A 12,404-nucleotide genomic window follows, 5' to 3' on the forward strand; every position below is an offset into this window, starting at 1 on the left:
CCTTTCTTTATTTCATGTACACATAACATACTATGTGTATAATACATAATATACTTGCGTTTTATTTGGAAGCTAGTCTAGAAGTCTATACGCTTTAAAATACTACATTTTATAAATCCATGAAGCAGGATTTTCGGTTTTAGAGTTTTTAAACACACTAAAACTTAAGGTTGTTTTTCCGTCTGATGGATTAGTAAAAACTTCACCAATTTCCTGTTTTGTAGTTACCTTATCTCCTTTTTTAACGTATATTTTTCCTAAATTAGAATATGCTGTAAAGTAGTTACCATGTCTTATTAAAACAGATGGGTTTCCGTTTTTAGATGCAATAATTCTATATACTTCACCATTAAAAACGGCTCTTACCTTAGCATTACTTTCGGTTTCAATTCTAACTCCATTACTTTGTATCATAATGGTTTTTACAATAGGACTTGGCTGTCTACCATAACGAAGTTTTACCACACCTTTTTCTACAGGCCAAGGCAATTTACCTTTACTAGAAATAAAGCTATTTGCTAAAACCTTATCTTCTGGTGTCATTGCATAAGCAGTAGATTTACTTTTTGTGGTTTTACCTACTTTTTTATTTGAACTTGCAATAGCCTCTTTAATAATACGCTCTATTTCTTTATCAATACGATTAGCTTCTGCTTGCCTACTTTTAATTTGTGCTGCGTATTTAGTAACATCTTTATTAATAGCTGCCATTAAAGTTTCATGCTGCTGTAGCTCTTTTACTAATTCTGCTTGGGCAATTTTATTTTCGTTAATTAGTTTTTGCTTGTCTTCTTTTTGTTTTAACAAAGCCTTATTAATTACCTGTAATTCTGCCGTTTTAGCCTTTATAGCTTCACCTTGCTCCTTTTGGTATTCTGCATATTGATTAATGTATTTAACACGTTTATATGCTTGTTGAAAATTGGTAGAAGACAATAAAAACATAACGCGACTTTGCTCACTTTTACTCTTATAAGAAGTAACAATCATTTTTGCATAATTGTCTTTTAAGGTGGCTAGCTCTTCTCTTAGCTCAGAAATATTATTTTGGTTATCGTTAATTTCTCTAGTAAGCAGATTTGCTTGTTGGTTGGTAACTTTAATTAAATTTCTACGTACACTAACCTTATAATTTAAATCTTCAATTAAGGTTAATTGCGATTTTTGTTGCGATTTATTTTTAGTTAATAAGCTATTTATTTGTTGAATTTCTTGACGTAACTCTTGTCTTCTATCTTCTAATTCTTGTTGTTTTTTACTTTGCGCAAACGAAAGCGTAGTGCATAAAAAGAATGCAATAAGAAAAACGGTTGTATATATTGGTTTATTTTGCATTACTTAAGTACAATTTCTTGATATCCTGATGGTATATTAAACGGAAATTTTAATTTTTCATTTAATGTTATCGATTTAAATTCTATATGCAGTCTTGTTTCATCAAAACCTTCAATAGCATTAATTTGTATGTGCTGCGGAAACGTTTGTTTATCTACTTCTTGATAATTGGTATAATCTATTTGAAGCATTCGTTGTTCTTTTGCTTGTGCTAACTGCTGTGAGTTTATTTTAAAATGTGAAGCATCTAAAATATAAAATAACTCTAATGCTTCTAATTGTGTTTTAGGCATTAAAACGTATTGATTTTCTTGTGTTGACACTTCAAAATCATTAGGTTTTAACGTATATAAAGCTTCGCCTAATAATAGGTTTTGCACTTTATTAAAGTCTAGCTCGATACCTAATACATCACTTAAATAGGCATAGTCACCATCAAAATACGTATTGTCTAATTTATTATAAAAACTAACGCGATCTGGAGTAATTAGCACTTTAACAAAACCTAATTTACTCATCCAAATGGTTTTGTTTTTTTCCATTCTAAAACTTACAGTTGTACTTTTAGAACTGCTACCTTCTGAGTAGTCTATTTTTACTCTAGCTGCAAGGGTTTTAAAGCTTGGTGTTTGCTTTGCATTTGCTTTTATTAGCTGTTTTGCAGAAAGGTTTAAATTACTGTCTCCTGTAGTTACTGTTTTGGAAGATTTACAACCTACCAATAAAAAAACAAAAAAGGAAAGTGTATATATGAGGCGTTTTGTTTGCATCTAATTTGTAGATTCTAATTGTTTTGCTTTATCACTAAACGATTTTGCTTTTACCGTATTGTTTAATTGTAAGTAAGAAATACTTATTTGCTTGTAAAAATCGCTTTCCATTTTATTATCATCTATTACATAATCTAATCCAGTTTCTAAAACACGGATTGCTTTTTCTGGTTGGTTTTGTTTGTTTTGTGCTACACCATGTACCAAATAAAAAATGGGTTGCGAAGGGTATTTATCTAAAGCATCTTCACTCATTTCTACTGCTTTTGCATAGTTTTCTACATCAATGTATAACAACAATACATTACGCAGTACACCATAGTTTTCTGGTTCTTTTTCTAGTGCTTTTTCATAATAAGCCAAGGCTTTATCTTTTTCTCCTTTGGCTAAAAAGTATTGCGCTACTTCAATATTAGATTTCCCTTTTTCGTCGTCTGCTATTTTTGAAGTAATAGCAACCAATTGGCTTTCATACTCTGGATTTTTACCAACAAACTTTACAAAATCTGCTAGTACCATCATTTTTGCTTCTGGTTTAATTTGACTAGAATTAAGCACAATCTCCATAGAAGCTACTGCTTTTTCTGCTTCATTATCATCTAAATAAAACTTATACAAAGCTAAGTGAACCATTTGCGAATTAGGATGGCTTTGTAATAGCTTTTTAGCTGTTTCAAAGGCTTTTTCTTTTTCGTTATTTTCACTATATCTAAAAATTAGAGAAAGGTAATTTATTTCTAAATCAGGATTTTCTTCTACACGCTCTTCTAACTTTTCTATTTGTCCTTTTTTATCTCCTGTAGCATTATAAATCATGTTTCTTACACGATCTCTTGTTTCTGAAACCCCAAATTCTGCATCCATTTCATCTAAAACCTCCAGAGCATCATCATACTTTTTGGTTTTTACATACAATGTGGCTAGATCTTCTTTATAATCTGGATGGTATTTTACAAGTTGTTTTACCGTTTTAATGGCTTTTTCAAGATTGTTTTGTTTTGCATATACATCATAAAGCTCATCTAAATACCATTCGTTATCTGGTTCTTTTTTTATGGCTTGTTGTAAGGCTTTTTCTGCAGCACCAAAATCTTTAAGCTTGTTGTAGTTTTTTCCTAATTCAAAAAACAAAGCAGCATCAGAGTCGTCTATTTCTTCGCATTTTAGTAAAGCTTCAATAGCACGATCATAGTTTTCTATTCCTTTTTGTTTTAAGGCTTCAAAAAAGAGTTCTTGGTAAGCATCTTCATTGTTTCCTAAATCGTCATCTGGCTTTTTATTAAAATCAACTTGCGCATAGTTTACCTGCGGAAAAAGAAGTATTCCGAAAACAAACAGTAGTATGTATAGTTGTTTTTTCATAAATAGCGATGCTAGAACAAGCGCAGCATAACATTGTTATTATTGCTTAGCAATAGTTATTCCAAAACTGAATAATCACCAATACTAATTTTAGTGAATTCACCATTATACTTTACGTGATTACCAATCATTGCTTGATCTAAATTAGTATTTTTTATGGTGGTATGGTTTTGTATTAAGCTATTTTTAACGCTTGCATTTTCTATTACACAATTATTACCAATAGACACATTTGGCCCAATAGTAGCATTGCTAAGTTTTACATTTTCGCCAATATAGCAAGGTTCCACAATTGTAGCATTTTCTAAAGTTACAGAATCTGCAATCAATTGTTCTTGGTTATCTGCTTTTAAAAAGCCTAACATTTTAGTATTGGTTTCTAAAGTAACAGCTTTATTACCACAATCCATCCACTCGTCTACAGTTCCTGTTTTAAAGACTTTACCTTCTTGCATCATGCGTAAAATACCATCGTTAATTTGGTATTCTCCTCCATTCATTATGTTTTCGTCTAAAACTTCTTGCAGTTTTCCTTTTAAAACAGCAACGTCTTTAAAGTAATAAATACCAATTACTGCTTGGTTACTTACAAAGGTTTGTGGTTTTTCTACAAGCTCTGTAATATGATTATCTGCATTTAAATTTACCACACCATAAGCTTCAGGATTTTCTACTTTTTTAGTCCAAATTACAGCATCTGCTTCTGGATCTAAATTAAAATCGGCACGAATTAGCGTATCTGCGTAAGCAATAACTGCAGGACCAGAAAGCGAAGGTTCTGCACACATAATAGCGTGACCTGTACCTAATGGTTGGTCTTGTCTGTAAATAGATGCTTTTGCGCCAAGACTTTTAGCTAGTTCTTTTAAACTAGTAACAACATCATCACCAAACCATGCAGGATCACCAAGAACAAATGCTATTTCTTCTATAGGTTGCTTTAAAACCTTTGCAATATCTTTTACCAATCTGTGAACTATTGGTTGTCCTGCAACAGGAATTAATGGTTTTGGTACTGTTAAACTATGTGGACGTAAACGAGAACCTCGTCCTGCCATTGGTACTATTATTTTCATTGAAAAATATATTTTTATTTCCACGAAAGTGGAAATCTGTTTCATTAAACTTTATGTTATTTTTACCTGAAAGGTTTTAAAAACCTTTCAGGGTTTCTTAAGAAGTCCCTGTACTACCAAAACCACCTTCCCCTCTATCGGTTTCAGATAGTGTTTCTACTTCTATCCATTCTGCTCTTTCGTGTTTTGCAATTACTAATTGTGCCACACGCTCACCATTTTCAATGGTAAAATCTTGGTTAGAAAGGTTTACTAGAATAACTCCTATTTCTCCTCTATAATCTGCATCTACAGTTCCAGGAGCATTTAATACAGTAATTCCTTTTTTAGCTGCAAGACCACTTCTTGGTCTTACTTGTGCTTCGAAACCTATTGGTAATTCAATAAATAAGCCTGTTTTAACAATAGTTCTTTCTAAAGGCTTAAGTACTACAGATTCTGTAATATTTGCTCTTAAATCCATTCCTGCAGACGCTATGGTTTCATAGTTTGGTAATGCGTGACTAGATTTGTTTATTATTTTTATGTTCATGCTTTGTTTCCGCGAAAGCGGTATCATTCGGTTTTTCTAAATGGAAAAACTATTTATTAATAAATATTCGTTTTAATTCTTTTTTCTCTAGTTGAAAAACTAAAGCTAAAAATACAATTATTGCACCAATTCCTATAACGTAATTCTCTCTAAATTGATAGAAATACAACATAGAAAATAATGTTGAAAGACAGAAATAAAGTAGTATCTTTTTTAAATTATAGGGAATAGGATAATATTTTTTTCCGAAGTAAAAAGACAACAACATCATAACTGCATAAGCAGCAAATGTAGCAATAGCAGACCCTTTGAAGCCAATAATAGGTATTAATATATAATTAATCACCAAGGTTATTAGCGCTCCTATAATAGAAATATAGGCACCAAACTTTGTGCGATCTGTAATTTTATACCAAACCGAAAGATTATGGTAAATACCTAAACAAAAGTTAGCAAGTAGAATAAAAGGAACAATCCACATTGCTTCATAATAGGCTTCACTTCTAATAATAAAAGGTTTTAAAACATCTGCAAAAACAACTACAGTTAATAATATGACAGAACCAAAGGCTACAAAGTATTCTAAAATTCTAGCATAATTTTTTTGAGGGTTTTCGGTTTTAGAATGGCTAAAAAAATAGGGTTCTATACCTAAACGGAAAGCTGTAGCAAACAAGGTCATGAATAAAGCCAATTTATAACATGCCGAATACATACCCACTTGCTCATCTGCAATATTTGGTGGCAATAGTTTTTCTAATAAAATACGATCAAAAGTTTCGTTTACCGAATAGGCTATACCTGCTATAAGTACAGGAAAGGCATACTGCATCATTTTTTTCCATAAAACAGTATCGAACTTAAATTGCACCTTAGCATAAAAAGGGAGTAATAATACTAGTGTTATAGCACTAGCAATTAGGTTGGATATGAAAATATAACTTATTTCAAAATCTTGTTTGTAAATACTATGTAACAAAGAAGAATCTTGTGCTAGGTCTTTTAAAAAAAGCAGTAAAAACACATTTAAACCTAAGTTAATAGCAACGTTTAATATTTTTAAAATGGCATAACGCATAGGTTTTGCTGTTGCACGTAACCAAGCAAATGGTACTATAACTAGAGCATCTAAGAGCAAAATAATAAAGACTAAATTAAGGTACTTAACCTCAATATTTATTAACGTAGATATTTGTGTTCTGCATAAAAAAGCAACACCCAATAAGGTAAAGGAGCTTAGTATTAATGATATGGAAGAAGTACTTGTAACCTTTTCAGGGTTTTCTTCTTTATTAAAAAACCTAAAAAAAGCCGTTTCCATTCCGTAGGCCAAAACCACATTAAAAAGCACAAAATAGGCGAAGATAAAAGAAACGCGACCATATTCTGCTGTAGATAGTACCTTTGGATCTGTGTAAAGTGGCACCAAAATAAAACTCATCATTCTAGGTAGCACAGTTGCTAAACCATAAATAAAAGTTTGTTTAAAAAGGGATTTTAATGCGCTCAAGAAGCTTCTTTTTTTATTCTGCTAAATATACATATATAAAAAACGATGTACAAAGCTAAATAGTATTAGTGTTTAGGTGGAGCACTAGGATATTCATCTCTAGATTTTTTAACTAGGTTTTCTATTTTAAAATACTTGGTACTATTATCTTCTACATAACTAATAACACATTCATTATCTTTTAATTGAAAAGGAAAATCTGCTGTACTAGGTAATTGATTAGCATATTCTGCGTGTTTATCTGTACTCATTATAATATCTTCCCTTGTATTTGCATTAGTATTAAAATTTGCAACGTAGCCTTCTTTAATAGGTTCTAAAGCAGATTTCATGTTTCTAAAATATACAGAATCAAAAACCACGTTATTATCATTACTAGTAACTTCTATTTGTAAATGTATACCAGAACCTCCTCCTTTAACACCAGCAACCCAATGTTTGTAAAAGCTTTGTCCTAAGGTAAAAGATGGATTTTCTTGAAGATCTTGCATGGTTACTTTTTTTGCTTGGTTATTGGTTTCTTTTGTACTGGAACAGTTAGAAAAACTTGCCATAAAAAAGAGTAACAGAACCGATAGAATAGATGTTTTAATAAAACGCATGACTTAATATTTAGTTATTATAAAGATAGTAAATCAAATAGTGTTCCATAAAAAAACCTCACAATATGTGAGGTTTCCTTTTATATGTAATAAGATACTAAAGTTTATTTAGTACAAAAACTAGTTATTTAAAGCTTCTGCTCCACCAACAATCTCAAGGATTTCGTTGGTAATAGCTGCTTGACGTGCTTTATTGTACGTTAACTTAAGTTGATCTCTTAGCTCTGTAGCATTATCGGTTGCTTTATGCATTGCTGTCATACGTGCACCATGCTCTGAAGCGAAAGAATCTCTAATACCTTTATATAATTGCGTTTTTAAAGACTTAGGAATTAATTGCTCAACGATTTCTAATTTTGAAGGTTCAAAAATATAATCTGCATTATTAACTGCTTCTCCTGCAACAGGAACAATTGGTAAAAACTGTTCTGTCATTACAATTTGAGTTGCTGCATTTTTAAACTTGTTATAAACAATTTCAATTTTATCATACTCACCTGCAACAAAAGTATCCATTAGCATTTCTGCTATTTCTGATACATTATCAAAGGTTAAATCGTCAAAAATTGTACTCTTATTGTCTATTACAATTCCCTTCTTAGAAAACGCATCGTTTGCTTTTTTTCCTATTGCTAAAACAGATACTTTTTTATCTGCATATACATTAGAAATTAAGTGTTGTGTTTGTTTAATAATATTAGAATTAAAAGCACCACACAAACCTCTATTAGAGGTAATAGATACGATTAATACATTATTAACTTCACGTTCTTCAGCAAATTTACTTCCAGAATCTGCATCAAGAGTTGCACTTAAACTTTGTAAAAGTTCTGTCAACTTATCTGCATAAGGACGCATTGCTGTAATAGCATCTTGAGCTTTCTTTAATTTTGCGGCAGATACCATTTTCATGGCACTGGTAATCTGCATCGTTGAAGATACTGAAGATATTCTGTTACGTATTTCTTTTAGGTTAGCCATTCTTTATTTTTATAAAGACTCTTCGACAAGCTCAGAGTGACATTAGGTTTAAAATTTAAATTTAGAGTTGTACTTGATGTACAACTCTAAATTTATAGTATTATGCTCTATATTTAGCAGATAATTCTTTACAAACAGTAATTAAAGTGTCTGTAACCTCATCTGTTAATTTTCCTGCTTTTAAAGTATCTAAAACACCTCTGTGTTTCGCGTTTAAGAATTCAAGATAATCTCTTTCAAATTCTTTAATTTTATTAACAGGTACGTCTTTTAATAAGTTTTTAGATCCAGCATAAATAATTGCTACTTGATCTTCTACTGTAAACGGTTCGTTTTGACCTTGTTTTAAGATCTCTACGTTACGTTTTCCTTTTTCAATTACATTTAAAGTAACTGCATCTAAATCGGAACCAAATTTAGCAAACGCCTCTAACTCACGGTATTGTGCTTGATCTAATTTTAAAGTACCAGATACTTTTTTCATAGATTTAATTTGTGCGTTACCACCAACACGAGATACAGAAATACCTACGTTAATTGCTGGACGAACACCAGAGTTAAATAAATCTCCATCTAAGAAGATTTGACCATCTGTAATAGAAATTACGTTGGTTGGAATATATGCAGATACATCACCTGCTTGTGTTTCAATAATTGGTAAAGCTGTTAAAGAACCACCACCTTTTACGATTGGTTTTAATGACTCTGGTAAGTCATTCATTTCTTTAGCAATTTCATCATTATTAATCACTTTTGCAGAACGCTCTAATAAACGAGAGTGCAAGTAGAATACATCTCCAGGATACGCCTCACGTCCTGGTGGACGACGTAATAATAAAGATACCTCACGATATGCAACTGCTTGTTTTGATAAATCATCAAAAACAATTAAAGCAGGTCTACCAGTATCTCTAAAATACTCACCAATAGAAGCTCCTGTAAAAGGTGCATATACTTGCATTGCAGCAGGATCTGATGCATTTGCAGCAACTATTGTTGTATACGCTAAAGCTCCTTTTTCTTCCAGAGTTTTAGCAATAAGTGCTACTGTTGAAGCTTTTTGCCCAACTGCAACATATATACAATATACAGGCTCACCTGCATCATAAAATTCTTTTTGATTTAAGATAGCATCAATACAAACTGCAGTTTTACCTGTTTGTCTGTCACCAATTACTAACTCACGTTGTCCTCTACCAACTGGAATCATAGCATCAATTGCTTTAATACCTGTTTGTAGTGGTTCTGTTACTGGTTCTCTAAAGATAACACCAGGAGCTTTACGCTCTAAAGGCATATCATATGTGTCTCCAGTTATTGGTCCTTTACCATCAATTGGGTTACCTAATGTATCTACAACACGACCAACAATACCTTCTCCTACTTTAATAGAAGCGATACGATTTGTACGCTTTACTGTAGATCCTTCTGTTACTCCTACTGAAGTTCCTAAAAGTACAATACCTACATTATCTTCTTCAAGGTTAAGTACGATACCTTCTAAACCACCTTCGAATTCTACTAACTCACCATATTGCGCGTTAGATAATCCGTAAGCACGTACAATACCATCACCTACTGTTAATACTGTTCCAACTTCGTCTAATGAAGCACTTGCTTCAAAACCTGAAAGTTGTTGTTTTAAGATTGCTGATACTTCAGCTGGTTTTACTTCTGCCATCTTTATTGAAATTTAGACCCTATGACTAGCTTAGGGCAAGTCTTAGTTTATTGTAAATTCTCTTTTTAACTTGCTTAATTGATTAGCGATACTAGCGTTATACTGTGTATCACCAACTCTTAAAATGAAACCACCTAAGATGCTTTCATCTACTATATTTTTTATTGCTGCTTCTTTACCTGTTAGTTCTTTAACCTTAGCTAAAACTTTATCTTGTAAAGCTTCTGTTAATGGAACAGCTGTTGTAACTGTAGCAATTTGACTACCTTTTTGTTGCTCATATAAAGTAATAAACTTTGCAGCTACTTGTGGTAATAAATCTGTTCTTTTGTTTGTTATTAGTGTATCTATAAGGTTTACCGTTGCTGGGTTAATTCCTTTAAAAACTTCTAATAATGCAGATTTTTTAATGCTAGAACTAATTACAGGACTGTAAAGCATATCTTTTAAATCTTTACTTTGCGCTACTGTATTATTAATTAGCTCCATGTCATTATTTACAACTTCTGTTGTATTATTATCTGTAGCTAAGCTTAAAACTGCTTTTGCGTAACGTATTGCTGCTCTTTCTCCTGCCATGACTTAAACTTAGTTTAATTTAGCATCATTTAACATAGACTCAACTAATTCTAATTGCTTGTCTTTGCTTGATAATTCTTGACGCACTACTTTTTCTGCTATATCTAAAGATAATCCTGCTACGTGACTTTTTAATTCTGCCATAGCTGATTTCTTTTCGCTTTCAATAGCTGCTTGTGCTTGAGCAATCATAGTGTTTGCTTGTGCTTGAGCTTCTGTTTTAGCGTCTTCAATCATTTTATTTTTTAACTCTCTTGCTTCTTTAAGCATAGACTCACGTTCTGCACGTGCTTCTTTTAATAAGTTTGCGTTATCTGCTTGAAGATTTTGCATTTCTAGTTTCGCATTTTCTGCTGAATCTAATGCATCTTGAATTCCGTCTTCACGAGATTGTAAAGCGTCTAGAATAGGTTTCCATGCAAATTTTCTCATTAATAATATTAAAATTATTAAGATAACGGCTTGCATAATGAATAAGCCTACTGAAAAGTCGTTTAATAAAGCTTCCATAAAAATAGATTACTTAAATAATGTTTTGTTTAATTTAAAACAGTTTCTGCAACCAACCGTTGCAGAAAACTGTTTCTTTTTGTTTTTAGGAAATTCTTATTTCCCTAAGATTAATGCACCGAATGCTAAACCTTCTAATAAGGCTCCAATGATGATCATTGCAGTTTGAATTTTTCCAGCTGCTTCAGGTTGACGAGCAATACCTTCCATTGCTTTTCCTCCAATTTGACCTAATCCGATTCCTCCTCCGATTACGATTAATCCTGCTCCAATTAAATTGTACATACTAATTTGGTTTTATAAATATTAATTAAACAAATTCTTATTAATGATGGTCATGTTCTTCAACAGCCATTCCTATAAATAACGATGATAACATCGTGAAAATAAATGCTTGTAAAAAGGCTACTAAAATTTCAATAACCGAAATAAATAATGCTAACACTAATGACATTCCTGTTGATCCTACAACACCAAATGATTCTTTTAATGTTATCATTAATGCAATTAAGCTCATTACCACAAAGTGACCTGCTGTCATGTTTGCAAACAAACGAACTAATAAAGAGAAAGGTTTAATTAAAACAAAACCTACTAGCTCTATTATTGCTAATATTGGACGTAAAATCACTGGCACACCTGGCATCCATAATGTGTGTTTCCAGAAATCTTTACTTCCGCTAAATAAATATATTACTGCTGTAAAAATAGCTAAACATGCTGTTACTGCTATTTGTCCTGTTACATTAAATCCTATTGGTGTTAAACCTAATAAGTTAAGTATCCAGATAAAGAAAAATACAGTTAATAAAAAGCCCATAAACTTGCGGTACTTTTTCTCTCCAATATTTGGCTTTGCAATATCGTCTCTAACATAAATTACTAAAGGCTCTAAAACACGACCAACACCTTTTGGTACAGTGTGTCCTTTTTTATAACCTCTTGCTAAAGCACTAAACCCTAACAACATTAACAACCCTGTTAACAACATTCCGAACACAGATTTTGTAATAGAAAAATCTAATACTTTATGTGCATTTTCTGGATGGTGGTGTTCATCAAAAGCAACAGCTGTTGCACCTTCCTCCAACTCGTATATTTTACTGTGAATTTTTACTAAACGCGTATCGCCTTTTTCAACAATTACACTTCCGCTATCATCATGATGAAATGCAGAAGACATAAAAGTTTTTAAACCATTGCTAGTCCAAACAATTACTGGTAAAGGAAAACTAACATGAGTTCCAGATTCATTGTGTGTAAACAAATGGAAGTCATGAGAATCTTTTAAGTGATGTTCGATATACTCTTTAATTTCTTGAGCAGTATCCACTTTATTTCGTGGTTCTTGTTTATCACTATTTCCATAAGAGGAAACTGAAAATAAAGTGAGAACTAATATCGCTATAAAATTGATAGATTTTTTTGACACCATCATGCTTTTTGTAACTAAATGAATTTATGCT

General features: G+C 31.9%; 13 protein-coding genes. All 13 read right to left on the reverse strand.

The features are described from left to right. Positions 1-102 precede the first annotated feature (102 nt). Positions 103-1,335, reverse strand: coding sequence for a murein hydrolase activator EnvC family protein (locus ACFSSB_RS11040; RefSeq protein WP_379904159.1), 1,233 nt, complete (start codon positions 1,333-1,335; stop codon positions 103-105). After that, complete coding sequence (locus ACFSSB_RS11045) at positions 1,335-2,105, reverse strand: DUF4292 domain-containing protein (RefSeq protein ID WP_379904161.1); 771 nt, start codon at positions 2,103-2,105, stop codon at positions 1,335-1,337. The genes ACFSSB_RS11040 and ACFSSB_RS11045 overlap by 1 nt, the downstream gene beginning before the upstream one ends. Next, on the reverse strand, positions 2,106-3,467 hold the full coding sequence (locus tag ACFSSB_RS11050) for a tetratricopeptide repeat protein (RefSeq protein ID WP_379904163.1): 1,362 nt from the start codon (positions 3,465-3,467) through the stop codon (positions 2,106-2,108). It abuts the gene before it with no gap. A gap of 56 nt (positions 3,468-3,523) precedes the next feature. Further along, a complete protein-coding gene (locus ACFSSB_RS11055) occupies positions 3,524-4,543 on the reverse strand; it encodes a sugar phosphate nucleotidyltransferase (protein ID WP_379904165.1) in 1,020 nt (339 codons plus the stop codon). 97 nt (positions 4,544-4,640) lie between these two features. Further along, positions 4,641-5,075, reverse strand: a complete 435-nt coding sequence (gene dut / locus ACFSSB_RS11060) for a dUTP diphosphatase (RefSeq protein ID WP_379904167.1) — start codon at positions 5,073-5,075, stop codon at positions 4,641-4,643. A gap of 49 nt (positions 5,076-5,124) precedes the next feature. Further along, positions 5,125-6,585: an oligosaccharide flippase family protein gene (locus ACFSSB_RS11065; protein ID WP_379904169.1), complete on the reverse strand. Its 1,461-nt coding sequence runs from the start codon at positions 6,583-6,585 to the stop codon at positions 5,125-5,127. 65 nt (positions 6,586-6,650) lie between these two features. Next, positions 6,651-7,187: a hypothetical protein gene (locus ACFSSB_RS11070; RefSeq protein ID WP_379904171.1), complete on the reverse strand. Its 537-nt coding sequence runs from the start codon at positions 7,185-7,187 to the stop codon at positions 6,651-6,653. A 120-nt stretch (positions 7,188-7,307) separates the two neighbouring features. Continuing rightward, positions 7,308-8,168, reverse strand: a complete 861-nt coding sequence (gene atpG, locus ACFSSB_RS11075) for an ATP synthase F1 subunit gamma (protein ID WP_379904173.1) — start codon at positions 8,166-8,168, stop codon at positions 7,308-7,310. 100 nt (positions 8,169-8,268) lie between these two features. Continuing rightward, positions 8,269-9,849, reverse strand: a complete 1,581-nt coding sequence (gene atpA / locus ACFSSB_RS11080; RefSeq protein ID WP_379904175.1) for a F0F1 ATP synthase subunit alpha — start codon at positions 9,847-9,849, stop codon at positions 8,269-8,271. Between the two features lie 42 nt (positions 9,850-9,891). Then, positions 9,892-10,428 carry an ATP synthase F1 subunit delta gene (gene atpH, locus ACFSSB_RS11085; protein ID WP_379904177.1) on the reverse strand — a complete coding sequence of 179 codons (537 nt, stop codon included), beginning with the start codon at positions 10,426-10,428 and terminating at the stop codon, positions 9,892-9,894. Positions 10,429-10,437: 9 nt separating this feature from the next. After that, complete coding sequence (locus tag ACFSSB_RS11090; RefSeq protein ID WP_379904179.1) at positions 10,438-10,938, reverse strand: F0F1 ATP synthase subunit B; 501 nt, start codon at positions 10,936-10,938, stop codon at positions 10,438-10,440. A gap of 96 nt (positions 10,939-11,034) precedes the next feature. Then, positions 11,035-11,223: an ATP synthase F0 subunit C gene (gene atpE, locus ACFSSB_RS11095; RefSeq protein ID WP_004569351.1), complete on the reverse strand. Its 189-nt coding sequence runs from the start codon at positions 11,221-11,223 to the stop codon at positions 11,035-11,037. A 40-nt stretch (positions 11,224-11,263) separates the two neighbouring features. Then, positions 11,264-12,376, reverse strand: a complete 1,113-nt coding sequence (gene atpB, locus ACFSSB_RS11100; protein WP_379904182.1) for a F0F1 ATP synthase subunit A — start codon at positions 12,374-12,376, stop codon at positions 11,264-11,266. Between the last annotated feature and the right edge of the window lie 28 nt (positions 12,377-12,404).

The sequence above is a fragment of the Lacinutrix gracilariae genome (assembly GCF_042684485.1).
Taxonomy (GTDB): domain Bacteria; phylum Bacteroidota; class Bacteroidia; order Flavobacteriales; family Flavobacteriaceae; genus Oceanihabitans; species Oceanihabitans gracilariae.

Bases quoted from the DNA above. Each gene is read 5' to 3' on its own strand.
- ACFSSB_RS11040 (WP_379904159.1), bottom strand. From the start codon at position 1,335: ATGCAAAATAAACCAATATATACAACCGTTTTTCTTATTGCATTCTTT.
- ACFSSB_RS11045 (WP_379904161.1), bottom strand. From the start codon at position 2,105: ATGCAAACAAAACGCCTCATATATACACTTTCCTTTTTTGTTTTTTTA.
- ACFSSB_RS11050 (WP_379904163.1), bottom strand. From the start codon at position 3,467: ATGAAAAAACAACTATACATACTACTGTTTGTTTTCGGAATACTTCTT.
- ACFSSB_RS11055 (WP_379904165.1), bottom strand. From the start codon at position 4,543: ATGAAAATAATAGTACCAATGGCAGGACGAGGTTCTCGTTTACGTCCA.
- dut (WP_379904167.1), bottom strand. From the start codon at position 5,075: ATGAACATAAAAATAATAAACAAATCTAGTCACGCATTACCAAACTAT.
- ACFSSB_RS11070 (WP_379904171.1), bottom strand. From the start codon at position 7,187: ATGCGTTTTATTAAAACATCTATTCTATCGGTTCTGTTACTCTTTTTT.
- atpG (WP_379904173.1), bottom strand. From the start codon at position 8,168: ATGGCTAACCTAAAAGAAATACGTAACAGAATATCTTCAGTATCTTCA.
- atpA (WP_379904175.1), bottom strand. From the start codon at position 9,849: ATGGCAGAAGTAAAACCAGCTGAAGTATCAGCAATCTTAAAACAACAA.
- atpH (WP_379904177.1), bottom strand. From the start codon at position 10,428: ATGGCAGGAGAAAGAGCAGCAATACGTTACGCAAAAGCAGTTTTAAGC.
- ACFSSB_RS11090 (WP_379904179.1), bottom strand. From the start codon at position 10,938: ATGGAAGCTTTATTAAACGACTTTTCAGTAGGCTTATTCATTATGCAA.
- atpE (WP_004569351.1), bottom strand. From the start codon at position 11,223: ATGTACAATTTAATTGGAGCAGGATTAATCGTAATCGGAGGAGGAATC.
- atpB (WP_379904182.1), bottom strand. From the start codon at position 12,376: ATGATGGTGTCAAAAAAATCTATCAATTTTATAGCGATATTAGTTCTC.